General features: G+C 38.4%; 28 protein-coding genes and 1 riboswitch. Of the genes, 3 read left to right on the forward strand and 25 right to left on the reverse strand.

Annotation, left to right across the window (positions count from 1 at the left end):
• Position 1 precedes the first annotated feature (1 nt).
• The 13 genes from N8L33_RS03010 to N8L33_RS03070 all read right to left on the reverse strand — a co-directional run bounded on the left by N8L33_RS03010 (position 2) and on the right by N8L33_RS03070 (position 11625).
• Entirely contained in the window at positions 2-460 is a 459-nt protein-coding gene (locus tag N8L33_RS03010) for a CtsR family transcriptional regulator (protein WP_001211277.1), read from the reverse strand.
• 117 nt (positions 461-577) lie between these two features.
• Positions 578-1306 (reverse strand): ABC transporter ATP-binding protein, encoded by a 729-nt coding sequence (locus tag N8L33_RS03015; protein WP_261058373.1) that lies wholly within the window; start codon positions 1304-1306, stop codon positions 578-580.
• Entirely contained in the window at positions 1306-2313 is a 1008-nt protein-coding gene (locus N8L33_RS03020; RefSeq protein WP_000754559.1) for an ABC transporter substrate-binding protein, read from the reverse strand. Before N8L33_RS03020 ends, N8L33_RS03015 begins: the two co-directional genes overlap by 1 nt.
• A 38-nt stretch (positions 2314-2351) precedes the next feature.
• Positions 2352-3110 (reverse strand): ABC transporter permease, encoded by a 759-nt coding sequence (locus N8L33_RS03025; protein WP_192851475.1) that lies wholly within the window; start codon positions 3108-3110, stop codon positions 2352-2354.
• Positions 3073-3363 carry a thiamine-binding protein gene (locus N8L33_RS03030; RefSeq protein ID WP_000647659.1) on the reverse strand — a complete coding sequence of 97 codons (291 nt, stop codon included), beginning with the start codon at positions 3361-3363 and terminating at the stop codon, positions 3073-3075. The genes N8L33_RS03025 and N8L33_RS03030 overlap by 38 nt, the downstream gene beginning before the upstream one ends.
• 68 nt (positions 3364-3431) lie before the next feature.
• A riboswitch (TPP riboswitch) is annotated at positions 3432-3534 on the reverse strand.
• A gap of 81 nt (positions 3535-3615) precedes the next feature.
• Positions 3616-4728 (reverse strand): choline binding-anchored murein hydrolase CbpD, encoded by a 1113-nt coding sequence (gene cbpD / locus N8L33_RS03035; RefSeq protein WP_261058374.1) that lies wholly within the window; start codon positions 4726-4728, stop codon positions 3616-3618.
• An 88-nt stretch (positions 4729-4816) separates the two neighbouring features.
• Positions 4817-5083 carry a Veg family protein gene (locus N8L33_RS03040; protein ID WP_000128619.1) on the reverse strand — a complete coding sequence of 89 codons (267 nt, stop codon included), beginning with the start codon at positions 5081-5083 and terminating at the stop codon, positions 4817-4819.
• Entirely contained in the window at positions 5080-6438 is a 1359-nt protein-coding gene (gene dnaB / locus N8L33_RS03045; RefSeq protein WP_173228946.1) for a replicative DNA helicase, read from the reverse strand. Before dnaB ends, N8L33_RS03040 begins: the two co-directional genes overlap by 4 nt.
• A gap of 43 nt (positions 6439-6481) precedes the next feature.
• Entirely contained in the window at positions 6482-6934 is a 453-nt protein-coding gene (gene rplI, locus N8L33_RS03050) for a 50S ribosomal protein L9 (protein ID WP_000864214.1), read from the reverse strand.
• Positions 6931-8904: a DHH family phosphoesterase gene (locus N8L33_RS03055; protein WP_261058375.1), complete on the reverse strand. Its 1974-nt coding sequence runs from the start codon at positions 8902-8904 to the stop codon at positions 6931-6933. The genes rplI and N8L33_RS03055 overlap by 4 nt, the downstream gene beginning before the upstream one ends.
• 135 nt (positions 8905-9039) lie before the next feature.
• On the reverse strand, positions 9040-9588 hold the full coding sequence (gene hpf / locus N8L33_RS03060; protein WP_000599100.1) for a ribosome hibernation-promoting factor, HPF/YfiA family: 549 nt from the start codon (positions 9586-9588) through the stop codon (positions 9040-9042).
• A 79-nt stretch (positions 9589-9667) separates the two neighbouring features.
• Positions 9668-10330: a ComF family protein gene (locus N8L33_RS03065; RefSeq protein ID WP_261030015.1), complete on the reverse strand. Its 663-nt coding sequence runs from the start codon at positions 10328-10330 to the stop codon at positions 9668-9670.
• A complete protein-coding gene (locus N8L33_RS03070; protein WP_153193804.1) occupies positions 10327-11625 on the reverse strand; it encodes an ATP-dependent helicase ComFA in 1299 nt (432 codons plus the stop codon). The genes N8L33_RS03065 and N8L33_RS03070 overlap by 4 nt, the downstream gene beginning before the upstream one ends.
• Before the next feature lie 56 nt (positions 11626-11681).
• Between N8L33_RS03070 and N8L33_RS03075 the strand changes: the two genes are divergently transcribed.
• The 3 genes from N8L33_RS03075 (at position 11682) to cysK (ending at position 13799) form a co-directional block, all read left to right on the forward strand.
• Complete coding sequence (locus N8L33_RS03075; RefSeq protein ID WP_153193803.1) at positions 11682-12317, forward strand: YigZ family protein; 636 nt, start codon at positions 11682-11684, stop codon at positions 12315-12317.
• Between the two features lie 15 nt (positions 12318-12332).
• Entirely contained in the window at positions 12333-12776 is a 444-nt protein-coding gene (locus tag N8L33_RS03080; RefSeq protein ID WP_101786227.1) for a PH domain-containing protein, read from the forward strand.
• 96 nt (positions 12777-12872) lie between these two features.
• Positions 12873-13799 carry a cysteine synthase A gene (gene cysK / locus N8L33_RS03085; RefSeq protein WP_153193802.1) on the forward strand — a complete coding sequence of 309 codons (927 nt, stop codon included), beginning with the start codon at positions 12873-12875 and terminating at the stop codon, positions 13797-13799.
• 121 nt (positions 13800-13920) lie between these two features.
• Here the strand turns inward: cysK and tsf are convergent, their stop codons facing one another.
• The 12 genes from tsf to yfmF form a co-directional block, all read right to left on the reverse strand.
• Positions 13921-14961 (reverse strand): translation elongation factor Ts, encoded by a 1041-nt coding sequence (gene tsf, locus N8L33_RS03090; protein ID WP_064276829.1) that lies wholly within the window; start codon positions 14959-14961, stop codon positions 13921-13923.
• 78 nt (positions 14962-15039) lie between these two features.
• Positions 15040-15819: a 30S ribosomal protein S2 gene (rpsB, locus tag N8L33_RS03095; protein WP_261058376.1), complete on the reverse strand. Its 780-nt coding sequence runs from the start codon at positions 15817-15819 to the stop codon at positions 15040-15042.
• A gap of 215 nt (positions 15820-16034) precedes the next feature.
• Positions 16035-17222 carry a peptidoglycan hydrolase PcsB gene (pcsB, locus tag N8L33_RS03100; RefSeq protein WP_261058377.1) on the reverse strand — a complete coding sequence of 396 codons (1188 nt, stop codon included), beginning with the start codon at positions 17220-17222 and terminating at the stop codon, positions 16035-16037.
• Between the two features lie 94 nt (positions 17223-17316).
• Positions 17317-17811, reverse strand: coding sequence for a rod shape-determining protein MreD (gene mreD / locus N8L33_RS03105; protein WP_261058378.1), 495 nt, complete (start codon positions 17809-17811; stop codon positions 17317-17319).
• The gene (mreC, locus tag N8L33_RS03110; protein WP_261058380.1) at positions 17811-18629 is read right to left on the reverse strand and encodes a rod shape-determining protein MreC; all 819 of its coding nucleotides are present in this window, start codon (positions 18627-18629) and stop codon (positions 17811-17813) included. The genes mreD and mreC overlap by 1 nt, the downstream gene beginning before the upstream one ends.
• A 58-nt stretch (positions 18630-18687) precedes the next feature.
• Complete coding sequence (locus tag N8L33_RS03115; protein ID WP_261058381.1) at positions 18688-19482, reverse strand: energy-coupling factor transporter transmembrane component T family protein; 795 nt, start codon at positions 19480-19482, stop codon at positions 18688-18690.
• The gene (locus tag N8L33_RS03120) at positions 19475-20314 is read right to left on the reverse strand and encodes an energy-coupling factor transporter ATPase (RefSeq protein WP_261058386.1); all 840 of its coding nucleotides are present in this window, start codon (positions 20312-20314) and stop codon (positions 19475-19477) included. Before N8L33_RS03120 ends, N8L33_RS03115 begins: the two co-directional genes overlap by 8 nt.
• A complete protein-coding gene (locus N8L33_RS03125) occupies positions 20299-21126 on the reverse strand; it encodes an energy-coupling factor ABC transporter ATP-binding protein (RefSeq protein WP_261030026.1) in 828 nt (275 codons plus the stop codon). The genes N8L33_RS03120 and N8L33_RS03125 overlap by 16 nt, the downstream gene beginning before the upstream one ends.
• The gene (pgsA, locus tag N8L33_RS03130) at positions 21123-21668 is read right to left on the reverse strand and encodes a CDP-diacylglycerol--glycerol-3-phosphate 3-phosphatidyltransferase (RefSeq protein ID WP_000712127.1); all 546 of its coding nucleotides are present in this window, start codon (positions 21666-21668) and stop codon (positions 21123-21125) included. Before pgsA ends, N8L33_RS03125 begins: the two co-directional genes overlap by 4 nt.
• A 10-nt stretch (positions 21669-21678) precedes the next feature.
• Positions 21679-22521, reverse strand: a complete 843-nt coding sequence (gene rodZ, locus N8L33_RS03135; protein WP_261030027.1) for a cytoskeleton protein RodZ — start codon at positions 22519-22521, stop codon at positions 21679-21681.
• A gap of 41 nt (positions 22522-22562) precedes the next feature.
• A complete protein-coding gene (gene yfmH / locus N8L33_RS03140; RefSeq protein ID WP_261058387.1) occupies positions 22563-23846 on the reverse strand; it encodes an EF-P 5-aminopentanol modification-associated protein YfmH in 1284 nt (427 codons plus the stop codon).
• A complete protein-coding gene (yfmF, locus tag N8L33_RS03145) occupies positions 23843-25093 on the reverse strand; it encodes an EF-P 5-aminopentanol modification-associated protein YfmF (protein WP_261058388.1) in 1251 nt (416 codons plus the stop codon). Before yfmF ends, yfmH begins: the two co-directional genes overlap by 4 nt.
• Positions 25094-25141 lie beyond the last annotated feature (48 nt).

Below are 25141 nucleotides of genomic sequence, written 5' to 3' on the forward strand. Positions count from 1 at the left end.
CTTACTTCCCTTTTCTATCTACCTCTTGTATGACCTGTCGTAGCATATTAGCACGAAGGACTGGAGCTTCTTCTCCTAGGACGCGATCCAAAGCTACTGATACCAGCAAATTCATCTCCTGCTTGGTCATCAATTCCTGCTCAACCAAAAGCTGTAGAATATCCTCATAAATTTCTTGACTGACCCGCTCGCCAATCGAGTAAAGCAGCTCTCGGAGCATTTCATGATGACTAGAAAACTCAATCCGTCCTATACGAATATAGCCTCCGCCACCACGCTTACTTTCAACCAAGTAGCCTCTACTTTCCGTAAAGCGTGTCTTGATCACATAGTTAATCTGACTAGGAACAACCTGAAAAGTATCTGCCAACTGACTTCGTTGCAACTCCACGATACCAGATTGATCTAAAATCGCCTTGATGTAGGCCTCAATATGATCCGATGTATTTTTAAATCTCATTACAAACCCACCTCTCTCTTTAAACCTTGACTATCTTTGACTATTATACCGAAATTTTCTCATTTTTAAAAGAAAAAGGGCGCTGGTAAAGGATAATCTTCACCAACTCCCTATTTTCTACTTATCTAAGCCTAATTCTGCCAAAATTTGACGTTTGTAGGCAATCTTTTGAGCTTCCTTGTCCTCATCTTCAGACCAATCTAGTTTAATTTCTAAAACAATCTGCCCAGGGCGATTTTTCAAGATATAGATGCGGTCGCTGAGATTGAGGGCCTCCTCGATACTATGCGTGATGATCAGGGTCGTCAATTGCAACTGCTTATGAATCTCCAGATACCAAGCATGAAGTTCCATCTTGGTCATTTCATCCAAGGCGCTAAAGGCTTCATCTAAGAGAAAGAGCTTGTGACCGAAAAGATAGGTACGAAGCAAGGCCACACGCTGGCGCATCCCACCACTGAGTTCATGAGGGTATTTATCTCTTACAGCTGTCAACTGGAAGGCCGCAAGAATTTCATCCGCCCGAGCAATGGCTTCCGCCTTATCCACCTTTTGAATCAAGAGGGGCAGAATGATATTACCAAGCACCGTCTTGTGTTCCAAGAGGAGATCCTTTTGCAACATATAACTCACGCGCCCCTTGGGGTTTTCTTCACCATCAAGGACAATTCTCCCTGACTGAACTTCTAAAATCCCAGCGATTAGATTAAAGAGGGTGGTCTTTCCAACACCACTTGGACCTAGAATAGAAACCACTTCACCTGAAGTCACCTGTAGGTTGATATCCTCTAAAATCCTCTCTTGACCATAGGCATAACTGACGTGTTCTAGTCTAATTTCTGTCATTATTTCACAAATTCATTAGTGAAGCCTTTGTCTGTCAAGTCTTCTTTAAGGATACCATTTTCTTTATCCCATTTGTAGAAGGCATTCCAGCGAGCTGCATCAAATTGCCCCCATTTTTCCTTGTCGCTTGCGTATTCTTTTGACAAGTATTTTTGAGATTCGATGACAAAGTCACGTTTTTCTTTTAGCTCAGGTGCATTCTTAATCAAGATATCTGCAGCTTCTTCTGGGTGTTCCATAGCGTATTGGTAACCTTTTTTGATAGCTTGGATAACTTTACGTGCTTCTTCTTTGTTATCTTTCAAATAGTCGTTGTTGGCGATGATAACTGGTGAGTAGTAGTCAAATTCTTTAACGTAGTCTTTCAAGTACATGAAGTTAGCATCTACACCTTGAGATTTAGCAAGGATACCATCCCAACCGTAGTAAATCCAAGCAGTATCAAAGACGCCATTAGCAATCGGTGTGATAGAGTTTGAGTCGTTATTTGGTACTTTTTCGACTTTATCAAAGTCCCCACCTTGTGACTCTACCAAGGTTTTCAACATAGCAAGTTCAGTTGGGTCATTCCAAGTTCCGTATTTCTTACCAACCAAGTCCTTTGGACTAGCTACATTGTCAGATTTACGAGAGATGATTCCTGATGTATTGTGTTCTACGATAGCTGCAACGGCAGTAATTCCTGCCCCTTTTTCCAATTTCTTAGCCATATAGTCTTGGAAATAGACTGCAAATGGTGCCTTACCGTTAATAACCAAGTCAGAAGAACTTTCTTCTGGTGGCAATTTCAAATCAACATCCACTCCAGCTTCTTTGAAATAACCTTTTTCCTTAGCAACATAAAGCCCTGTGTGGTTGGTATTTGGCGTCCAGTCTAGGATAAAGTCGATTTTCTTAAGTTCTGCTTCCTTATTATCCTTAGAAGCAGTTCCTTGACCACAGGCCACAAGCACAACAGCTACAAGAGCTGTTAAAACAGTTAAAAACACTTTCCATGTTTTCTTCATTTCAATTTCCTCTTTTCTTTTTCAGAAACATTCTTATTCTACGAACGTTTCCATTTAATAACATATTTTTCACTGACATCAACCAGCTTCATACCGAGAAGACTGATAATCGATACCAGAATAATAATAGCAAACATAGTATCATACTGAAACAGTTTCTTGGACTGAATCATGTAGACACCTAGTCCTTCAAAGCCTCCCAACCACTCAGATACCACTGTTGTGATAAAGGCGTAGGAGACACTGACCCTCAGACCTGCATAAAAGTAAGGCAGGCTGACTGGGATTTTAAAATGCCACAGAATTTGCCAAGGATTTGCCCGCATCAGACTAAACAAGGTCAGCATATCCTTGTCACAATGCCTAAAACCGTCCAAAATGCTGACGATGATGGGAAAGGTTGTCGTCAAGATAATCAAGACAATCTTGGGCAAAATCCCATAACCTAGCCACAAGACCAGAATAGGAGCTATGGCAATGGTCGGAATGGTCTGGACGACCACCATCATTGGGTAAATCAGGTCATTAAGCCAAGTCAAACTGTCCATAAGTACAGCCATGAGACAGGCAATCAAGACTCCCAAAACCAACCCCAGTAAAGCCACTCTCAAGGTGGCCCAGCTATGGTGCCAGAGAAATTCTCTATCACGAACAAAGGACAGAAGAATTTCAAGAGGTGTCGGCAGGATAAACTTGGGGAGAAGTTTAAGAAAACCTGCTAACTGCCAGATTGACAAGACCCCCATAAAGCCCAATAGACTAATGTGTCGTCTCAGTATACTTTTCAAGTTTCTCATCAATACTTAAAATCTCTCCTACATTTATTTTGACATTGGCAAAGACATTATCTGCCTCCTGCCCTGCCACCTCCAGCGCTTCTTTGAGAATGCGCATAAGCTCATCAAACTCCCCTTCCAAGACCGTTTCAAATGGTGTCACCACCATGGTCACTTCTTGAGCTTGTAGATAAGCAATGACCTGATCAATAACAGCAATCCGATCAATCCCCTGTGCTAGGGGTAAAACTTGCAAGGCAATGCTTGCTTTCATAAAAACCTCCTCTTCTCGTTTTCCTTTGATAAAAAGAAAAACCTTTACCATATATGGAAAAGGTCAAGAATAGACTAAGTATCGTTCCCTACGCTGGCATTACCCAGATCAGGTGCGGTCGAAGCTTAACGCTTCCTCTCAGACTGTACACAGACTCCCATATATTATATGGACATATGATAGCGCAAAATAAAAAAAATGTCAAGGAAACTGCTTACAGAAAAGAGCAGGAAAATTTCCTACTCCCATTTTCTATACTCGTTCTCCATCACTGTTTACTCTGTAGCCATCCACCATCGTATTAACAGCTAAGGCACCTGAAGAGTAAGAATAATACCACTTACCAGAAACTTGATACCATCCTGTTTTCATTGCCCCTGAACTATCTAGATAATACCACGAGCCATTCTCCTTTAACCATCCTGTCTGCATTTCACCAGATGATTTCAAATAATACCAGCTAGAACCGTCTTTCAACCATCCTGTTGATTTAGAACCATTTGATTTGAAATGATACCAACTACCATTTATTTTCTTCCAACCAACAGTCAGAACATCATTGGAACTACCTTCTGTTTGATTCTGCGATGACGCAACCTCCTCTAACTGAATATAACGACGACTTCCACTATAAGATATATAACTCAACCACTTGTACCCATCTTTTTCAAGTACCTGATCATAATGAACACTCTCACCTGGAGAATAATATGCAATTGAAGTTGCACTAACTAAAGGTTGATTTTTTATAGCTGCCTTATTCTTAAAATAATGAGTTCCTCCTGTCGAAGAAGGTTGACTATTGAATACTTTGCCACTACTTACTACATTACCCCCATCCAAATCTTTAAAATGAATAAATCCTGTCATCGTATTTGCTTTTATAATTCGTTTATTATAGGATCCTGTATAACCATAGTTGTATTCCTCAATTTCTATATTATCCCCCATTACATTTGAAACCCAGGCAACATGACCATATCCTCCTGCAGTAGACCAAGCAATAGATCCAATCGTTGGTACACTATCTACACGATAGCCTTCACGACGAGCACGATAGCCCCATTCATTCGCATTTCCATAAGCTGCCGGAATCTCAAAACCATTGACATTACTCAAGCGAAAGGCTGCAAATGAAGTACACTGACGAGAGTACATGCGCCACTTATCAATTGCCTGACTCCCATTTTTATAGTAAGCAGGATAATCATCCCCACGCGCAATCGATCCATTTCCTCCAGAATAGGCATATACACTATTACCCGCTGCTAACATCAATCCTACTACTAAAAAGGGAACAACCTTTTTAGCTGATTTTCTCAAAGAAAATCCTGTCTCTGTTACTTTGAATGGTAAAACTTTCATTCTTCCTCCTTGAAAAATAATATAAATTGAAGATTACCTTCACTTAAACTATTCGGAGAAAAAAGAAAAAGTGAGAAAATTTCTCACTTTAGTCCAGATAATGAATCAAATTCTTTTCTGTAAGGATATCTGAGTAAGTAAAGGATTCAACATAAACATTAGCTTGTTTATCTCCTTCAACGTTTCCAAATTCCACGATAAATAGGGATGGATAAACCTCAATTAGCTTACCCAATCTATTTTTTTGGCGCTTACGTCCATTTTCCAAAGTCATTTCAATTACATGACCCTCATGTGCCTTGATTTCTTCTTTGATTTTTTTCATCTTAGCTACATCTGTAAATGCATCTGTCATCTTATTTCCTCCCTTTTTGAAATACTTGAAAATTTATTGTATTCTTTTTGAAAAATTAATTCCACTGTTCCACGAGCTCCACTACGGTTTTTCTCAATAATAACTTCTACCTTATTATTTGGGATACCGTCCTCTTCTTCACCACCACGCTCATAGTAATCGTCACGATAGAGAAAAGCTACGATATCAGCATCCTGCTCGATAGATCCCGATTCACGAATATCAGATAGGACCGGTCTCTTATCCTGACGTTGTTCTACACCACGAGACAACTGACTCAGAGCAATTACGGGAACCTTCAGTTCTTTTGCTAGGATTTTCAACTGACGTGAAATTTCTGAAACCTCTTGTTGACGGTTTTCTCGACCAGTTCCCGTGATAAGCTGCAAGTAATCTATCAAAATCAAACCAAGATTTCCAGTTTCTTGAGCCAGTTTACGAGAACGAGAACGAATCTCTGTAATCCGAATACCTGGCGTATCATCGATATAGATACTCGCGTTGGCTAGATTCCCTTGAGCAATGGTGTACTTTTGCCATTCCTCATCGGTCAATTGACCCGTACGGATAGAATGCGATTCCACCAAACCTTCTGCCGCTAACATACGGTCCACTAGACTTTCCGCACCCATTTCCAGTGAAAAAATAGCAACAGTTTTGTCCAACTTAGTCCCAATGTTCTGAGCGATATTCAAGGCAAAGGCTGTCTTACCAACCGCCGGACGGGCTGCTAGGATAATCAACTCCTCCTCATGAAGTCCTGTCGTCATATGATCCAAGTCACGATAGCCTGTCGCAATACCTGTAATATCGGTCGTTTGTTGCGAGCGAGCTTCCAGATTCCCAAAGTTGACATTCAACACATCTCGAATATTCTTAAATCCACTTCGATTTGCATTTTCACTGACATCAATCAAGCCTTTTTCTGCCTGAGCAATGATTTCATCAGCCGGTTGCGAAGCCTCGTAAGCTTGATTGACAGACTCTGTCAACTTGGCGATTAATCGCCGTAACATGGCCTTCTCTGCAACGATTTTAGCATAGTACTCCGCATTAGCAGAAGTTGGCACAGAATTGACAATCTCAACCAGGTAAGACAAGCCACCAATATTCTGTAAATCACCTTGATTATCAAGAATAGTACGAACCGTTGTTGCATCTATGGCATCGCCACGATCGGATAAATCGACCATGGCTTGAAAAATCAAACGATGGGCATACTTAAAAAAGTCCCGAGACTCAATGTATTCTCGCACAAAAACAAGCTTACTCTCATCAATAAAGATAGCCCCTAAAACGGATTGCTCAGCTAAGATATCTTGAGGTTGTACTCGTAACTCTTCTACTTCTGCCATCAGACTTCCCTTCCTTTTACAATCTTGTCAAGAAGGTGTAAACTTATCCTTCTTTCACACGAAGATTGATTACACTTGTGATATCTTGATAGATTTTCACTGGCACATCGATCAAACCAACTGCTCGAATCGGAGCTTGTACTTGAATATGACGTTTATCAATCTTAATTCCAAATTGCTTTTGCAATTCTTCTGCAATTTTCTTATTGGTAATAGAACCAAAAGTACGGCCATCTGGACCAACCTTTTCAACAAATTCTACAACAGTTTCTTCTGCTTCTAATTGGGCTTTAATTGCTTTTGCTTCTGCAATCATCTCAGCGTGAGCTTTTTCTTCAGATTTTTGTTTACCACGAAGCTCACCTACCGCTTGAGCAGTCGCTTCTTTGGCTAGGTTCTTTTTGATAAGAAAGTTTTGTGCATACCCTGTTGGTACTTCCTTAATTTCGCCTTTTTTACCTTTTCCTTTAACATCTGCTAAAAAGATTACTTTCATTCCTCTTTCTCCTTTTCCTTTATTTCATTTAATACAATTTCTGTCAGTTTTTCACCTGCTTCTGACAAGGTTAAATCTTTAATTTGAGCTGCTGCCAAATTAAAGTGACCTCCACCTCCCAGCTCTTCCATAATCCGTTGTACATTCAGTTTACTACGACTTCGAGCTGAGATAGAGATAAATCCTTGTGTATTCTTCGCAAGAACAAAACTCGCTTCAATACCTGACATAGCTAACATGGCATCTGCTGCCTTACTAATAACAACTGTATCATAGCATTTCGAGTCCGTAGCCTCTGCTATCAATACATCTGAACCTAATTTACGCCCCTTTAAAATCAGTTCATTAACCTCACGATATTCTTCAAAATCTGTTGCAGCGATTTCTTGGATAGCAATACTATCACTTCCTCTCGTTCTGAGATAGCTAGCAACATCAAATGTCCGACTAGTCACTCGTGAGGTGAAATTTTTAGTATCCAACATCATACCAGCCATCAAAACACTGGCCTGCATACGACTCAAACGATTTTTCTTAGAATTCTGGAACTGAATCAATTCCGTTACCAACTCACTGGCACTACTTGCACCACTTTCGATATAAGTAATAACCGCATTATCTGGAAAATCCTGATCCCTTCGATGGTGGTCGATAACGATGGTTTGGGTAAATAAATCATAAAAATCTTTTGATAAAGTTAGAGCTGTCTTTGAATGGTCTACAAGAATCAACAAAGAACGATTGGTCACCATCCCCATTGCATCCTTAACAGACAACAACTTTGTAACTCCTTCTTTTTCTAAGAATGAAACAGCGCGTTCAATATCCGGCGACATTTGTTCTTCATCGTAAAGAGCATAGCTATTTTGAGTCACATTGCTGGCAAACAACTGCATACCTACAGCAGAACCCAAAGCATCCATATCAAGGTTTTTGTGACCAACTACAAAAACCTGATCCACACTACGAATCTTATCTGAAATAGCCGTCATCATAGCACGCGTACGAGTCCGTGTACGTTTGATTGAGGCAGCAGATCCACCACCAAAATAAACTGGATTTTTCGTTTCGTCGTTTTCCTTGACAACCACTTGGTCGCCACCACGCACTTCAGCCAAGTTCAAATTGAGCAAAGCAACTTTCCCTATTTCATCATGATTTCCATCACCATAAGAAAATCCCATACTTAAGGTCAAGGGCAACTGTCTCTGTTTCGACTCTTCTCTGAAAGAATCAATAACAGAAAATTTATCGTTCATCAATCCCTCAAGCACCGTGTAGTCCGTAAATAGATAAAAGCGATCCATACTCACTCGACGGGAGAACATGGCATGCTTCCCAGCAAATTCTGAAACAAAATTGGCTACAAAACTATTGATATGACTGATATCAGACTCCGATGTTTCATCTTCTAAATCATCATAGTTGTCAACGGAAACGATCCCAATCACAGGTCGACTCGTTACTAACTCAACAGTCGCTTCATATTCTCCAGACACATCAAAGAAGTAAAGAACTCCAGACACCTTGTCCATATGAACCGAATAGCGGGTCTCACCCAAGGTAGCATAAGAACCTGGATTTCCTACCGATGCCTTGATAATTGTTTGAATTAATGCCACATCAATCTCGCCCACTTCATTAGTTAAAATCAATTCAGCGTAAGGATTGAACCATTCAACTTCACCTGACGATAAGTCTAATTTAATAACTCCGACAGGCATCTGTTCTAACAAGGTTGTCAAACTTTCTTCAGCTTGGTGGTTTACATACTGGATTTGTTCTACTTCACTCCTTGAGTAGTAGTCTCTCTGATGGATGAATAGTAAAATATATGAACCCAAAATAAGTAGCAAGAGAAATAGCGTTACCAGTGTATTCGTTACAAAAACAAGTTGCACAGATAGCACTCCGAACGCCACTATTCCTAATATTAAGGGGAAAATAGGACTTACATAAAATTTTTTCATTCCAAACCTCTTGGCACCCATTATACCATAATAACCACCAAAAAGCGACTTTTTAAAAGTGTAATCAGTAATTCTATCAATTATAAGAAAAAGGAGGTTTACAATTCAGTAAACCTTCCTTTACACATGTTAAAATTAAGATTCTTTAACTTCTAACAAGCCAATCTCGCCATCTTCACGACGATAAATCACATTGGTTGTCTGATCTTCAACATCCACATAGATAAAGAAATCATGTCCCAACAAATCCATCTGTAGAATAGCTTCTTCCAAATCCATTGGTTTTAAATCAATTTGTTTTGAACGAACAACTCTAGACTGGACAACATTTGGATCTTCCACCAAAGCATCTGTAAATAATTGACTAGTTGCTACCTTATTTTTATTTTTACGCTCGATTTTTGTTTTATTTTTACGAATCTGACGTTCAATTTTATCGGTTACAAGGTCAATTGAACCATACATATCTTGAGACACATCTTCTGCACGAAGAGTAATTGATCCGAGTGGAATCGTTACCTCCACTTTCGCAGTTTTTTCACGATACACCTTCAAGTTAACTCGAGCATCCAACTCTTGTTCAGCTTGAAAATACTTTTCGATCTTTTCGAGTTTAGAAACTACATAATCACGAATTGCTTCTGTTACTTCTAGGTTTTCACCACGGATACTATATTTAATCATATGAGTACCTTCTTTCTAAACATTTTTGTTTTTCTGATTTCATTATAACGCTTTCATTTTATTTTTGCAAATTTTTTCCTCATCTTACAAGGGAAAATGTTTTCACATCCTCAGCACCCGCTTCTTCCAGCAATCTCTTCACACGATTTATAGTTGTTCCAGTAGTATAAATATCATCTATAAGTAGGATTTTTTTAGGAATAGTGACTCCACTTTTAATAAAGAAAGGAGATTCTGTCTCCAAACGCTCTGAGCGACTTTTAGAAGAACTAGCTCGCTCTTCTCTCTTTTCTAATAAATCCAGATACGCAAAGTCTGCTGCTTCAACTAAACCTTCAACCTGATTAAATCCTCTATCAGCATATCTATCAGGACTTAGGGGAATTACAACAAATTGATACTCTTTGTACTTTTTTAACTCCTCACTTAAAAATGAAGCGAACACTTTTCTTAAAAGAAAGTCTCCATCAAACTTATACCGACTGAAAAAATCCTTCATAGCTTGATTGTAAGTAAAAATCGCTCTATGACTGACCTCAACTCCTTCTTTACACCAAAGTTGACAATCTTTACACTTGGTTGACAATCCTGTTTTCATACAGTTTGGACAGTTCTCTTCTCCAATCCTCTCAAAAGTAGAGTCACAGTCTGAACAAAGACAAGTGTCATCATTCTTCAGAAGTAAGAGACTACTAAAAGTTAAAACAGCCTTCATAGTCTGCCCACACAATAAGCACTTCATAGCCCCGCCTCCTTATTCATCTGCTGAATTTCCTTAATTGCCTTTTTGATTGAAGCATTTAACCCGTCATGGAAGAAAAGCAAATCTCCTGTCGGTCTATCCATGCTTCGTCCAACTCGTCCACCAATTTGAATCAAACTAGACTTGGTAAAAAGGCGATGATTGGCCTCTACTACGAAAACATCCACACAAGGGAAGGTAACTCCACGCTCCAATATTGTCGTACTGATAAGTATTGTCAGTTCTCCATCTCGAAAAGCTTGTACCTGCTCTAATCTATCTTCTGTTACAGAAGATACAAAGCCAATTTTCTCATTTGGAAATTCCTTCTGTAAGACTTCTTTTAATTGCTCCCCTTTCTTAATCTCTGAAGCAAAAATAAGTAACGGATAACCTGTCTTTCTCTGCTTCTCAATATAAAACTTTAGCTTTGGTGATAACCGACTTTTCTCTAAACAGTGATTAAAATCTGATAACCAGACAGGTTTAGGAATAATCAAAGGATTCCCATGGAATCGTCTAGGTAAGCTCAGTCGTTTTAGTTCTCCTATGCGAACCTTCCTATCTAACTCATCGGTCGAAGTCGCTGTTAAAAAGATTCTCAATCCATTCTCCTTTACACTATTCTTGACAGCATGGTAAAGCGTGGGATTATCAATATAAGGAAAAGCATCTACTTCATCCACTATCAGCAAATCAAAAGCTTGATAAAACTTCAATAACTGATGGGTCGTCGCAACAACTAGTGGTGTTCGAAAATACGGCTCTGATTCTCCGTGTAGTAAAGATATCTCGCAAGCAAAATCATCTTGCAGGCGCTTATACAGCTCCAAACAAACATCTATGCGAGGACTGGCCAAACACACTGCACCACCCCTATTAATCACCTTAGCCACAACTTGATAAATCATTTCTGTCTTTCCAGCCCCTGTCACCGCATGTACCAAGGTTGGCTCTTGCTTGTCTGCTGCCTGAATCAATCCCTCTGACACCTTTTCTTGAAAAGGAGTTAATTGACCACGCCATTTAAGAACATCCTGTTTAGGAAAATCCTCCTGCGGAAAATAGTATAAAGCTTGATCACTCCTGACTCGCTTCATCAGCAAGCACTCTCGACAATAGTAAGCACCGATGGGCAAATACCATTCCTCTGGAATAATACTATTACAACGTTGACAGAAAAGTTTCCCCTTCTCCTTTCTCATTGCTGGAAATTTTTCCGCCAACTGACGTTCCTCTTCTGTTAATTCATTCTCAGTAAACAAACGACCGAGATAATTTGGATTTACTTTCATACTTCTTTATTCGTAAAAACCTAGCGCTTTAGATGATTTTTTAGTACAATTAAATCATGGAATTTAGAACAATTAAAGAGGACGGACAAGTCCAAGAAGAAATCAAAAAATCCCGCTTTATCTGTCACGCCAAGCGTGTTTATAGCGAAGAAGAGGCTCGTGACTTCATTACCACCATCAAAAAAGAACACTACAAAGCGACGCATAACTGCTCTGCATTTATTATTGGGGAACGTAGTGAAATTAAACGTACAAGTGATGATGGTGAGCCCAGTGGTACTGCTGGCGTTCCCATGCTAGGGGTACTAGAAAATCACAACCTCACCAATGTCTGTGTGGTAGTGACACGCTACTTTGGTGGCATTAAACTAGGCGCTGGAGGACTGATTCGTGCTTACGCTGGCAGTGTTGCCTTAGCTGTCAAAGAAATTGGCATCATTGAAATAAAGGAACAGGCTGGCATTGCTATTCAAATGTCTTACGCTCAGTATCAAGAGTACAGTAACTTCCTTAAGGAACATAATCTCATGGAACTGGATACAAACTTTACAGATCAAGTCGATACGATGATTTATGTTGATAAAGAAGAAAAAGAAACTATTAAAGCTGCACTTGTAGAGTTTTTTAATGGAAAAGTCACTTTAACTGACCAAGGTTTACGAGAAGTTGAAGTCCCTGTAAACCTAGTGTAAACAAAGGAGAGAAATATGCCATTTGGAAAGTTCATTCAAGGACTCGCTGGTAACTTTAGCGAGCAAAACAAAGAAACTCTTATCAAAGAATATGGACAATACCTACTAGAAAATGAAGAAATTCAAAGTGGATATAAACTGATTCGTGACTCAATTATATTTACAAATATCCGTATTATCTTTACAGATAAACAAGGCGCTACTGGTCGTAAGATGTCTATTAAATCAATCTTTTTGATGAACATTGTTAACGTTGAAATGGAAACTGCGGGAGCAGGTATAGATGATAGTGAAATTACTATTACTTATTTAGAAAATATCTTTCTAAAAGCACATAATGAACATTTTAGTGTTCACAAATTTGAATTCCCTAAGAAAACAGATATCGTTCCACTTTATACATATTTACTAGAATTAGCCTATCACAATCGCTTAAAAATTAATGGCTTAGACCTATGATATAAAAAAATCCTATCGCTTCGATAGGATTTCTATATTTTACAAATGGTATAGATAGCGTTATACTAGAGATATCTTATACAAAGAGGTATTCATATGTCTATTTATAACAACATTACTGAACTAATCGGTCAAACTCCGATTGTTAAACTCAACAACATCGTGCCAGAAGGTGCTGCAGATATCTATGTAAAACTTGAAGCATTTAACCCTGGTTCTTCTGTAAAGGACCGTATTGCTCTTAGCATGATTGAAAAAGCTGAACAAGACGGTATTCTGAAACCTGGTTCTACTATTGTTGAAGCAACAAGTGGAAACACTGGTATTGGACTTTCATGGGTAGGGGCTGCTAAAGGGTATAAAGTTGTTATCGTTATGCCTGAAACTATGAGTGTGGAACGACGTAAGATTATCCAAGCCTATGGTGCTGAACTCGTCCTTACTCCTGGTAGCGAAGGAATGAAAGGTGCTATTGCTAAGGCTCAAGAAATCGCTGCTGAACGTGATGGTTTCCTTCCTCTTCAATTTGACAACCCAGCAAATCCAGAAGTACACGAAAGAACAACAGGAGCTGAAATACTAGCTGCTTTCGGTAAAGATGGACTAGATGCCTTTGTTGCTGGAGTGGGTACCGGTGGAACGATTTCTGGTGTTTCTCATGCACTCAAAACAGCAAATTCTAACATTCAAGTTTTTGCAGTAGAAGCAGACGAATCTGCTATTCTATCTGGTGAAAAACCTGGACCACACAAAATTCAAGGTATCTCAGCTGGATTTATTCCTGATACACTGGATACAAAGGCTTATGATGGTATCGTTCGTGTAACATCAGACGATGCACTAGCACTCGGCCGTGAAATTGGTGGAAAAGAAGGTTTCCTTGTAGGGATTTCTTCAGCTGCAGCTATCTACGGAGCCATCGAGATTGCCAAAAAATTAGGTACAGGTAAAAAAGTCCTTGCTCTAGCACCAGATAATGGTGAACGTTATCTCTCTACAGCACTCTATGAATTTGAAGTTTAGTCTCCTAAATACAATTAGCCCTTATTATAGGGCTTTTTATTTTTACCTTGAAAATAGGAAGTTCTCCCTATAAGGAGCGACTGCATAGAAAAAAGGAAGCAAATTTACTTCCTTTCTATAATTAGTTATTCAAGGCTGCTGCCATTGTAGCTGCAACTTCAGCTTCAAAGTCGTTTGCAGCTTTTTCGATACCTTCACCAACTTCAAAGCGAGCGAACTCAACTACTGAAGCGTTAACTGATTCAAGGTATGCTTCAACTGTCTTGCTATCATCCATGATGTAAACTTGTGCAAGAAGTGTGTAAGCTTGGTCAACTTTAGTGTTGTCAAGCATGAAGCGATCCATTTTACCTGGGATAATTTTGTCCCAGATTTTTTCTGGTTTTCCTTCTGCAGCTAACTCAGCTTTGATATCAGCTTCAGCTTGAGCGATTACTTCATCAGTCAATTGTGCTTTTGATCCATACTTCAAGTGTGGAAGAGCTGGTTTGTTAACCATTGCACGGCTTTCGTTGTCTTGGTCGATTACGTGGTTCAATTGAGCCAACTCATCTTTAACAAATTGCTCATCCAATTCTTTGTAAGAAAGAACTGTTGGTTTCATCGCAGCAATGTGCATTGAGATTTGTTTAGCAAGCGCTTCGTCTCCACCTTCAATAACAGAGATAACACCAATACGGCCACCGTTGTGTTGGTATGCTCCGAAGTGTTGTGCATCTGTTTTTTCAATCAAAGCAAAGCGACGGAATGAGATTTTTTCTCCGATAGTCGCTGTTGCAGACACATAAGCTGCTTCAAGAGTTTCACCTGAAGGCATTGTCAAAGCAAGAGCTTCTTCATTGTTAGCAGGTTTTCCTTCAGCAATAACTTTAGCTGTAGTATTTACCAATTCAACGAATTGAGCGTTTTTCGCAACGAAGTCAGTTTCAGCATTTACTTCAATAACTGCTGCAACATTACCGTTAACGTAAACACCAGTCAAACCTTCTGCAGCAACACGGTCAGCCTTCTTAGCTGCCTTAGCCATACCTTTTTCACGAAGCAATTCAATCGCTTTTTCGATGTCACCGTCTGTTTCTACAAGCGCTTTTTTAGCGTCCATAACTCCGGCACCAGATTTTTCACGCAACTCTTTTACAAGTTTAGCTGTAATTTCTGCCATTTTGATTCTCCTATATTTTTTAAAAATAGGAGAGCCGGGCTAAGCCCCGCCCTCCTAGGTAATTACTATTTATATGAATTAAGCGTTGTCGCCTTCTACAACTTCAACGATTTCTTCGATTGAATCTGCTTGAGCTTCTGAAGCTGCAAATTCTGCTTCAACTGCTGCTGCATCTTCACCTTGACGTCCTTCGATGATAGCGTCAGCCAATTTAGCTGTGATCAATTTAACAGCGCGGATAGCATCATCGTTAGCTGGGATGATTACATCGATATCATCTGGATCAGTGTTTGTGTCAACCATCGCTACAACTGGGATTCCCAATTTCTTAGCTTCTTTAACAGCGATTTGCTCTTTATGTGGATCAACTACGTACATAACATCTGGAATACGAGGCATATCTTCGATACCACCCAAGAATTTTTCAAGACGTGCACGTTGTTTGTTAAGAAGTGCAACTTCTTTCTTAGGGAGAACTTCAAAAGTTCCATCTTCTTCCATACATTTGATTTCTTTCAAACGAGCGATACGTTTTTGGATTGTTCCCCAGTTTGTAAGAGTTCCACCCAACCAACGGTGGTTGATGAAGTATTGACCTGAACGTACTGCTTCTTCAGCAACTGCATCAGCCGCTTGTTTCTTAGTACCAACGAACAATACAACTGCATCGTTAGCTGCTGCATCACGCATGAAGTCGTATGCTTGGTCAGCGTATTTTACAGTTTGTTGCAAGTCGATAACGTGGATTCCGTTACGCTCTGTAAAGATGTATTTAGCCATCTTAGGGTTCCAGCGACGAGTTTGGTGACCAAAATGTACACCGGCCTCAAGAAGTTGTTTCATTGAAATTACTGCCATGAGTATTTCTCCTTTTTGTTTTTTTCCTCTTCTTGACTTCAACTCGCAAAACGACCCAAGGGCAACTGTCTCACAATTCATCAAGAATGAGTATTATCGTTCACACGACAAGTTTCATTTTACCATACTTTTTCAATATTTTCAAGTTTTTTAAGAATTTTTTTAGAGAGACTATCGCCACTAAAAAAGAGACTCTATTAAGTCTCCTTTTCTAATTAATCTGCATAAATATATGTTACAAAACCTGACGACGTAGTTGTCGGATTGAACCACCCACGATGATTTCCAAGCGTGCGATTACCAGCATAATTTGATTCTGACACTTGGATACGTGTTGTTGATTCTACAGCAGTGACTACCGCTACGTGTCCATAGCCACCATCATTCCAACATGCAATCGCACCAACTTGAGGTGTTGAACCTGTACGGAATCCTGCAGCAGCTGCACTTGTAGCCCACTGTGCTCCATTACCCCAATAGTCTCCAGCCCAAGGTGCTAATGTTTTAACTCCCCATGTACATTCTCCAATTGGATAACTTGAAGCGTTTGTACTGTATGTTGGGCGTTGTTTGACTGCCACAGGAGTGTATGTTGTTGATTCCGAAGAAGCTACAGCTTGAACCTGTGCTGCAAAAGTCGTATTTCCAGAAGCAACAACTGTTTGTTGTTGACTTACTTGTTTTGCCTTGTAAGCTGCTTCTGCCTCTGCTGCTGCTTTTGCTGCCGCTTCTGCTTCTGCTTTTTTCTCTAGCAAACTTGCTTTTTCATCTTCTGCTGTCGCTTTTTCAGCAGCAAGATTTAATTCTGCAGCCTTCAACTCAGCTTGTTTCGTTGTTAGAGCTTGTGCATCATCAGACAATTTCTGTTGATTTGCAATAACTGTATTAATTGCATCATTATTTGCTACTTGTTTTTCAGAAATAGCTTGTTTATCTGCTTTTTGTTGTTCCAACATCTTGTTGTTTGCAGATACGATTTCACTCATTGCAGCAACACGTGAAATAGCTTCTGTAATTGATTTTGAGTTTACAATTGTATTGATGTAGCTAGTTGCAGCTCCATTTGTTTGAGCACTACGAGCTTGTTTTTCCAAAGAATCATTGCGAGATACAATGTTTTTAGAAAGTTCTGTAATCTCACTCTCAAGTTTTTTGGATTCTGCTTGTAATCTATCATTTTCAGCTTGCAAGTTAGATTGCTCAGCTTGGATAGCTGATACTTGCTCCTGAATTTGGTCAACTTGTTTTTGGGCTTCTTGTTGTTGTGCTGTTAAGTTACTAATTTTATTATCTTGAGCAGCAATTTTGTCATCAGTCGTTTCTGCATGCGCAGTTGTTAAAACAGCTACTTGAGAAACCATTACTGTACTTAATAAAAGTGACGCTAAGATTTTTTTCTTCATAATTACGTAGATACTCCTTCTTTTAAAGACAATACTAGTATACCAAAAAAAGGCCTAATGAATATTACGCCTTTGTTACATTTTTGTTTCTTTCTCATAGATAATATTTTTCAAAAATAAACTGAAAAATAAGCATCCACACAAGATTTAAAATCATGGATGGTACTAGGCTATAAACGATAAAAATCGGCAGACTATCTACAGTTAAACCTACCACTAATGCAAAGAGATAAGCTCCCATATCAAATAGAAAACTCATAACAATCATAGCCAAGATTCTTGTCCAACGATTCAACAAAATAACACTATTCAATTTATGAAGAAACGCTCCCAATAAGATAAATAAGAGAGTTGCAATCCCTATTAGATGGAAAAAGTAAATATCGTAAACCAAGCCTATCACAAAACAATAGACTAGGTAGAGATACTCTGATACTTCTATCGTCTCAAATAAGAGAAATAGAAAAAGAAAATGACTAGCCAAATGTACATGGGGGAAAAATGAGCCCAGAAGCTGGCTAATATGGGCGTCAATTAGAACCAAGAAAGGTAGCAATAAAAACACTCCAACCCGCTTTAACTGTCTCATTATGAATTCCCCACTAATTCTATCACATCCACATTATGAGTATCTGCACTCAATTTAACAGTTACTTCTCGTGTCAAATAGTCTGTACTATGCGTTGTGGCAACCACTTCACCAACAGGAATATCCGCAACGTTAAAGTTTCCTAATCCACCCGTTGTCACCTTATCACCTGTACTAATATCGCTATTGCTATTTAATTGGCTAATTTTAAGAACTTCATTTTCCTTGTCATAGCCAACAATAATTCCATAAATTGTAGTAGAACCATGTTGAATTTTAACAGAAATCTTATCAGCATTTTCCGTATTTGTTAGAAGGTTGACCATGGTAGAGTTCTCCTCTACTTTTGAAACGCTCCCAATCAAACCACCATTTGCAATAGCTAACATGTTCTCAGAAGCCCCTTTTGATTTGCCTGCATCCAGGGTCAATTCCTGTTTCCAAGATACCGGAGAACGCATAATAACATCTGCTGCTAAAGTCTTTGTGGCTTGCAATTTAGACTTCATATCAAGCAATTGGCGCAATTGTTCATTTTCTGTCTTTAAACTTTCCGCCTCATTCGATTTAACTTCTAACTGGTAAATTTGTTTCTTCAAACTTTCATTTTCATTATATGTTCGTGTCAAATGTGCCAAATCTGATTTGACAGAATTAAACCACTGAAAAGGTTTTTGCACAACCCTATCAACCAATGAGATTCCATCTCCTAATTTTGTCACAATTGCGCTTGAATAAGTCGTCGCTAAGAGAGCTGAGACAAGCAGAACAGTGACAAAAACAATAATGACATATTTTGATTTTTTAAAACGGTTCATATCCCTACCTTTATATCAAAAACTGTTACAGTAACTTTTTATCAATTCCTGAAATCTACTAAGATTTTAAGAAAAATAAACAACAACCAAGTACGAGAATAACAAGAATTGCTAGCGTATCCTTTCGAGTCCATTTCAATTGTCTGTATTGACTTCGGCCTTTTCCACCCTGATAACCACGCGCTTCCATGGCGATAGCCAAGGAATCTGCACGTTTTAAACTTGTCGCAAAAAGAGGAATCAAAATAGGAATCATAGCCTTTACTTTTTGAACAATACTTCCTTCACCAAAATCCACTCCACGCGCTTTCTGCGCATTCATAATCCGCGTCGTATCATCCATTAATGTTGGGACAAAACGTAAACTCATGGACAGCATCAATCCAATTTCATGAACTGGAACTTTCACACGTTTTAAAGGCGCTAACAAAGCTTCAACAGCTGATGCCAAACTTAAGGGCATAGTCGTTAAGGTTAACAAAGTTGAAAAGAAAATAATCAATATAAAGCGACAAAAAATAATTCCAGCTTGTTGCAAAGCATAATCTGTGATTCTCACAAACGAAAACTCAAATAAAACATTCCCATTAGAAATGAAAAACAATTGAAAAATAGTTGTGAAGGCAATCAAGAAAAACATAGACTTCAAGCCCTGAATAAAAAATGAAAGAGATACTCCTGACAAGGCAATAAATATCCCTGTCGCTATGAAAAGAATCATATTCGTCAAGGGATTATTAGCCCAAAACACAATCAAAATCAGTAGCATCATAGCCAGTAATTTGCTGCGTGGATCCAATCGGTGAACAATCGAATCTCCTGGGATATAACGCCCCAAAATCATACTATCCATTTAGCGACTCCTTGAACTCCTCTATCTTAATCGGTAATCGTTTAAATGACACGCCTCTATCAGCCAATCGTTTACAAAAGGATGTAATTTTAGGTACTCCCAACTGCACTTCTTCCATAAAGACAACATCTTGAAAGACATCACTTGGTTTACCACCCTTAACTAAACATCCCTTTTCCATCACATAGACTTGATTTGCATATTCAGCAGCATCATTCATCAAATGCGTTACCAAGACAATGGTCATCCCTGACTGGTGGAGTTTTTTGAACAAATTCATCAGCTCTTTTCTTCCCAGGGGATCTAGGCCTGCTGTGGGTTCATCTAAGACTAATATAGCTGGCTCCATGGCAAGTATACCTGCAATGGCGACACGTCTCATTTGTCCACCTGATAGCTCAAACGGGCTACGATCAAAAAGTGATTTATCAATTCCAACCAGAGCCAGTTTCTCACGCGCAATCTGCTCCGCATCTTCTTCAGAAACTCCAAAATTTTGTGGTCCAAAAGCAACGTCTTTCAATACTGTTTCTTCAAAAATTTGATTTTCAGCAAACTGAAATACCAAGCCAACCTGTTTTCTAATTTGACGAATATCTTTATTTTTAGAAGTCGAGGTGATTAAGGTATCAAAAACTCGTACACTTCCTTGACTTGGCACCAATAAACCATTTAAGAGTTGTAAAATAGTTGATTTGCCACTACCTGTATGGCCAATTAAAGCCGTATAAGAACCATCTTCAATCGTTAAAGAAACATCTGACAAAGCTGTTGAAGCTAAGGGAGTCCCTTCTTGATATGTAAAACTCACATTTTCTAGAGCAATTCCCATAGTTTATCCTCTAGCTCACTTTCTGTCAAATAATTTTCAGGCAAATCATAGCCATTCTGGCTCAAAGAATGTTTTAATTGATTGGCAAAAGGATCGTCTAATCCAATTTGATCTAAATCAGTTCGAGAGAAAAGTTCTCTTGGACTGCTGGTTGATTCAATTTCCCCTTTTTTCATGACCAATACACGATCACTCATGGCAACTTCTTCTAAATCATGGGTAATGGAAATGACGGTCATATCATAGTCTTTTCGAATTGCTTTTACTGTCTCAATCAGTTCTCTACGTCCCTCAGGATCCAACATACTCGTTGCTTCATCTAGAATTAGAATAGCTGGTCTTAGGGCTACAACACCTGCAATAGCTACACGTTGCTTTTGGCCACCCGATAGACGCGCTGGCTCTCTCTTTTTAAAGTCCAACATGCCAACTAAAGCTAGAGCTTCCTCCACTCTCTTTTTCATTTCTTGACGAGAAAGGCCCTGATTTTCCAAACCAAAGGCAACATCATCTTCAACAGTCGCTCCAACAAATTGATTGTCTGGATTTTGAAAAACCATACCGATTTGACGACGTATATTCCAAACATTTTCCTCAGTCAACCGTTGGCCATCAATTACAATCTCTCCGGATTCTGCTTCCAGTAAGCCATCAATTAATCTAACCGTCGTTGATTTACCACTACCATTGTGCCCTACAATCGAAAGCCATTCCCCACGTTTCACGTGAAACGTAATATCCTTCACATCATAGTATTCTTGACTTTCCTTATAACGAAAAGAAAGATTTTTTACATCAATTATTGATTTCATTTCGAACCAAATGTCCCTTTAAATACATAGGCACTACCCTTGAAATAATCATAGCCAGAGTAGATAGTGAAAAACAAGGCCACATAAAGTAGAACTTGACCAAGCAAAGTCCAATGTAATAGCAAGAAAATAATGGCAAACATCTGACTAAAAGTTTTAATTTTTCCAGGCATTGCTGCTGCTAAAACTGTTCCACCAGTTTCAACCAATAAAAGCCTTAAACCTGTCACAGCCAACTCACGACAGATGATCACTGCAACAATCCAAGCTGGAGCCATACCTAACTCAATCAGCATAATAAAAGCCGACATAACTAGTAACTTATCCGCCATAGGATCTGCAAATTTACCAAAATTACTGACCACATTCCATTTACGAGCTAAATATCCATCTAAATAATCTGTAATACTAGCAATCGCAAAGATAATAGCTGCCACTATATGACTCTCTATCGAATTTCCTATCGTTAAAATAAAGATAAAAATAGGTATAAAGAGAATTCGACCTATGGTTAAGAGATTGGGAATTTGTTCTTTTTTCATTCGTTTTTCCTTAATTTTTAGTAAAGGTTACAGTGATTTGTCCAGTCTGAGCTGTTAATTTCGATAAATCAACAGTCTGATTATCTACTGTCAAAGCAACACCTTTTACAACACCTAACGTAATTGTTACAGGACTTTTAGTTGCGACTGTTGTTTCCGCACTTTTCTTCTCTGGCGATAAGGTTACACCGCCCTCAAGTTCGCTTTCTGAAACGCTGACCCAACTTGTAACATCTGAAACTGTCAATTGCAATTTAACTGTTTCCTTACTTGTCTTATAAGCGATTTCTACATGATTTCCTTCGCCTGATACACTTATAGCTGATTCTATACTAGAAGAACTGCTAGATGAACTACTACTTGAGGAGTGGGTAACAGAGCTAGTTGAACTTATTGAACTTGTTGATTGAACCACACTGTAATTAGAAAGAGAAGGCCCCTCTGGTTGAGTTTGAATATAGTTCCAAACATAATAGGTCACAAAAATTAAAATCGATAAAGCAAAAAGGATAAAATAAAATAAAGGTAAAAAGGATGTTTTTTTCTTCTTTTTCTTACTTGAACGTCTACGACCTGTCAACTCATCTTCATCAACATCTACTTCCTCATAAGTAATCATACTCCCAGAATCATAAGCATCCAAAACAATTTGATCATCTAATTCAACAGCCCATGCATATTTTTTCAAGAAAGAACGCGTGTAAAAAGGACTTGGAAGTTGATCGAAATCGTCTGCTTCCATTGCTTCCAACATATCTAACTGGATTTCTGTCTTTTTCTGCAATTCATCTAAACTCAATCCCTGATTGATTCTAGCTAATCGTAAAACCTCTCCAATTGTTTTTTTTCTCATACTTGTCATCCCTTCTTTCTAGTGTCTATTATGATAGGTTACTACGATGGGAATATTGTAAAATCAACTATATCCCCTTCATCTATTAAGTGATGCCCTGCTTCAAGGACATCCTCTAAAGTAATTTCCTGTAAAATCTTTGGTAAATCAAAAATTGTCTCACCATGTTCAAAAGCATCATATTGCGTTGTAATAAATTCAAGAGAGTTCATGCTACTGAAAAATTCTCCAAACATCTCTCTTTTGATAATATCTAAATGATCCTCTGTAATATCTAAATCCTTTGTAAAATTACGAATGGCCTTCCTAAATTGATGAGATAAAGCAACTGGCTCCTTCGTATCCATTGTCAACATAACAAAATGAAAGCGACTTGTTACCTCAACTTCCAGAGATAAGGACGCATCAATTTTACCTGATTCATATAATTTTTGAAAACGATCCGAAGTCCAACCAAACATCATTGCAAACAATAATTTTAATAAAATATGATGTCGATAGCAATCCGCCTCAGCAACTTCTCGATTACCTCTAATCCCAATCGCTAGTTTAGGAGAAGATACTTCCATTCTCATACTGTCTGTTTGCTTTACAGCCTGTAAAACAAACTTTTCTCTTGCTACATCCTGAACATCTAAATCTTTTAGTTCTTTGCTTTCAAAATAGTCCTGTACTCTTTCCACATCAAAATTACCAACTAAAAACAGAGACATGTTTACAGGTTTGTAAAACCTTGTAAAATTTTCTTGCAAATTAGTTAGATTGATTTGGGAAATGGATTCCTCACTTCCAACAATATCAGTTGCTAAAGGTGTACCAGGATACAAATTCGCTAAAGTTGAAAAGAATAAACACGAATCTGGATCATCTTGATACATTTCTCGTTCTTGCTGGATAATATCCTGCTCTCTTAAAATGGAATCTTCAGTAAAATGTGCTGATGTTACCAATTCATCAAGTAACTCTAAATTTTCTAAAAAATGATCCGTTGCTGAAAAAAGATAACTTGTTTTTGTAAAGCTTGTAAAGGCATTACTATCTGCACCTAGACTCGTAAAAGCAGACATCAAATCACTAGAATCTTCTCTTTCAAATAATTTATGTTCAAGAAAATGAGCAATTCCTCCAGGATATTCTTTTACATCTCCGTCAACTTCTGTGACAAGCGTATCTACCGAACCAAACTGAACAGTGACACTCCCGTAAACCTCTTTAAATTCCTTTTTAGGCAAAAGAGCAACTGTCAATCCATTGGCCAAACGAGTTCGATAAATCATTTCTTTTACAGCTGGATAGTATTTTTCTTCAAAAACAACCTTTGTCATTCTATTCCTTCCATAAAGTAAATCGCTTGTAATTTCACATTATTAGCTGCTCTACAAATATCATCTTTGTCAACTTGCTCGAGTTTTGCAATCCAACTTTTAAAGTCTGCTGAAGATTTTCCAAGTAAGGCATTTTGATAAGCACGTTCAATCAATGAACCTTGATTATCTTGAGAAAGCAACAAAGACCGACGAATCATTTCCTTGGTCTGCTCTAGCTCAAGCTCTGTAAAATATCCTTTTTTTAAATCAAGCAGTTGATTATTCATCATTTTTCGAGCCTGATTCCGATTTTCTCGATCAATGCCAGCATACATCCTCAAGAATCCACTAAATAAATCAAGCTGACTTGAAATAGTATAAGCCAATCCAGCATTTTCACGGACATTTGTAAATAATTTAGAATGAGCAAATCCACCAAGTAAACCATTCATTACAATCATGGGTAAATGTTGCCCATCACCATATTCAGAAGGGCAATGATAACCTAATTCCAAAATGGATTGTCCCACATTTTTCCGAACCATACCTTCCTGAAGGATATTGGAATAACGTTGACAATACTGAACCTTCACATCTCCTTTTCGAGCTTTAAAGCCAAACGATTCTAATACATTTTGAATTTCAACCTCATTAAAATCTCCTAGGAAAAAGAAATCTATTCGATCATTGGCCAAAAATTCTTGGAAACAAGAATAAGAACTTTGTGGAGTTTCAGCTAAAATACGATTTCGTAAATCACTATATTCCAATTGGAGACGTTCATCATGAAAAAATAATTTATCTAATTCTTTATGTGCAAAATAAAAAGAATCATCCATATCAGTTGCTAAACTTGCTAGCAATTGTTTTTTCTCAATTTCAAATAAGTCCGAATCAAACCCATTATCAAATACTACGGGTGAAAAAAGAGTTTCTTTTACAAGTTCCAAAACCTGAGAAGTTAGAACATTTTTCCTACTTAAAAACTCATCACGAACATAGGTAAATGTCAATTCTACAATATGACTTTGCCCTCTTCTGAAACAATTAGTTGACATATCTGTGCCGTATAGACTGGCTAAATGTCTCCTCAAATCTTGAGAAGTGGGGTACATCTGATTAGCAGTCTCTAGCATACTCGCACTCAACATGCGACCTGCAATCGTATCAAGGGATAATGGAGCGGTAAAACGCACGGCGATTTTGTTCGTTTTAAACTTTTTTGATTGGATAAAATGTGTTGAAATTCCATGCACTAACTCCATGATTTACCTCCTTATATACAGACTTCTATTATATCACGAAAACCTGAA

Origin of the sequence: Streptococcus mitis (assembly GCF_946188695.1) — a bacterium.
GTDB classification, from domain to species: Bacteria; Bacillota; Bacilli; order Lactobacillales; family Streptococcaceae; genus Streptococcus; species Streptococcus mitis_DF.

What these genes read in the sequence shown, in the direction of transcription:
- N8L33_RS03075 (WP_153193803.1), top strand. Translation starts at nt 11,682, where the DNA reads ATGGAATTTAGAACAATTAAAGAGGACGGACAAGTCCAAGAAGAAATC.
- pcsB (WP_261058377.1), bottom strand. Translation starts at nt 17,222, where the DNA reads ATGAAGAAAAAAATCTTAGCGTCACTTTTATTAAGTACAGTAATGGTT.
- N8L33_RS03070 (WP_153193804.1), bottom strand. Translation starts at nt 11,625, where the DNA reads ATGAAAGTAAATCCAAATTATCTCGGTCGTTTGTTTACTGAGAATGAA.
- hpf (WP_000599100.1), bottom strand. Translation starts at nt 9,588, where the DNA reads ATGATTAAATATAGTATCCGTGGTGAAAACCTAGAAGTAACAGAAGCA.
- rpsB (WP_261058376.1), bottom strand. Translation starts at nt 15,819, where the DNA reads ATGGCAGTAATTTCAATGAAACAACTTCTTGAGGCCGGTGTACATTTT.
- N8L33_RS03120 (WP_261058386.1), bottom strand. Translation starts at nt 20,314, where the DNA reads ATGGGAATTGCTCTAGAAAATGTGAGTTTTACATATCAAGAAGGGACT.
- yfmH (WP_261058387.1), bottom strand. Translation starts at nt 23,846, where the DNA reads ATGACAAAGGTTGTTTTTGAAGAAAAATACTATCCAGCTGTAAAAGAA.
- N8L33_RS03025 (WP_192851475.1), bottom strand. Translation starts at nt 3,110, where the DNA reads ATGAGAAACTTGAAAAGTATACTGAGACGACACATTAGTCTATTGGGC.
- rodZ (WP_261030027.1), bottom strand. Translation starts at nt 22,521, where the DNA reads ATGAGAAAAAAAACAATTGGAGAGGTTTTACGATTAGCTAGAATCAAT.
- dnaB (WP_173228946.1), bottom strand. Translation starts at nt 6,438, where the DNA reads ATGGCAGAAGTAGAAGAGTTACGAGTACAACCTCAAGATATCTTAGCT.
- cysK (WP_153193802.1), top strand. Translation starts at nt 12,873, where the DNA reads ATGTCTATTTATAACAACATTACTGAACTAATCGGTCAAACTCCGATT.
- N8L33_RS03015 (WP_261058373.1), bottom strand. Translation starts at nt 1,306, where the DNA reads ATGACAGAAATTAGACTAGAACACGTCAGTTATGCCTATGGTCAAGAG.
- N8L33_RS03020 (WP_000754559.1), bottom strand. Translation starts at nt 2,313, where the DNA reads ATGAAGAAAACATGGAAAGTGTTTTTAACTGTTTTAACAGCTCTTGTA.
- N8L33_RS03055 (WP_261058375.1), bottom strand. Translation starts at nt 8,904, where the DNA reads ATGAAAAAATTTTATGTAAGTCCTATTTTCCCCTTAATATTAGGAATA.
- rplI (WP_000864214.1), bottom strand. Translation starts at nt 6,934, where the DNA reads ATGAAAGTAATCTTTTTAGCAGATGTTAAAGGAAAAGGTAAAAAAGGC.
- N8L33_RS03080 (WP_101786227.1), top strand. Translation starts at nt 12,333, where the DNA reads ATGCCATTTGGAAAGTTCATTCAAGGACTCGCTGGTAACTTTAGCGAG.
- N8L33_RS03040 (WP_000128619.1), bottom strand. Translation starts at nt 5,083, where the DNA reads ATGACAGATGCATTTACAGATGTAGCTAAGATGAAAAAAATCAAAGAA.
- cbpD (WP_261058374.1), bottom strand. Translation starts at nt 4,728, where the DNA reads ATGAAAGTTTTACCATTCAAAGTAACAGAGACAGGATTTTCTTTGAGA.
- N8L33_RS03030 (WP_000647659.1), bottom strand. Translation starts at nt 3,363, where the DNA reads ATGAAAGCAAGCATTGCCTTGCAAGTTTTACCCCTAGCACAGGGGATT.
- N8L33_RS03115 (WP_261058381.1), bottom strand. Translation starts at nt 19,482, where the DNA reads ATGGATAGTATGATTTTGGGGCGTTATATCCCAGGAGATTCGATTGTT.
- mreD (WP_261058378.1), bottom strand. Translation starts at nt 17,811, where the DNA reads ATGAGACAGTTAAAGCGGGTTGGAGTGTTTTTATTGCTACCTTTCTTG.
- N8L33_RS03010 (WP_001211277.1), bottom strand. Translation starts at nt 460, where the DNA reads ATGAGATTTAAAAATACATCGGATCATATTGAGGCCTACATCAAGGCG.
- tsf (WP_064276829.1), bottom strand. Translation starts at nt 14,961, where the DNA reads ATGGCAGAAATTACAGCTAAACTTGTAAAAGAGTTGCGTGAAAAATCT.
- pgsA (WP_000712127.1), bottom strand. Translation starts at nt 21,668, where the DNA reads ATGAAAAAAGAACAAATTCCCAATCTCTTAACCATAGGTCGAATTCTC.
- N8L33_RS03065 (WP_261030015.1), bottom strand. Translation starts at nt 10,330, where the DNA reads ATGAAGTGCTTATTGTGTGGGCAGACTATGAAGGCTGTTTTAACTTTT.
- yfmF (WP_261058388.1), bottom strand. Translation starts at nt 25,093, where the DNA reads ATGGAGTTAGTGCATGGAATTTCAACACATTTTATCCAATCAAAAAAG.
- mreC (WP_261058380.1), bottom strand. Translation starts at nt 18,629, where the DNA reads ATGAACCGTTTTAAAAAATCAAAATATGTCATTATTGTTTTTGTCACT.
- N8L33_RS03125 (WP_261030026.1), bottom strand. Translation starts at nt 21,126, where the DNA reads ATGAAATCAATAATTGATGTAAAAAATCTTTCTTTTCGTTATAAGGAA.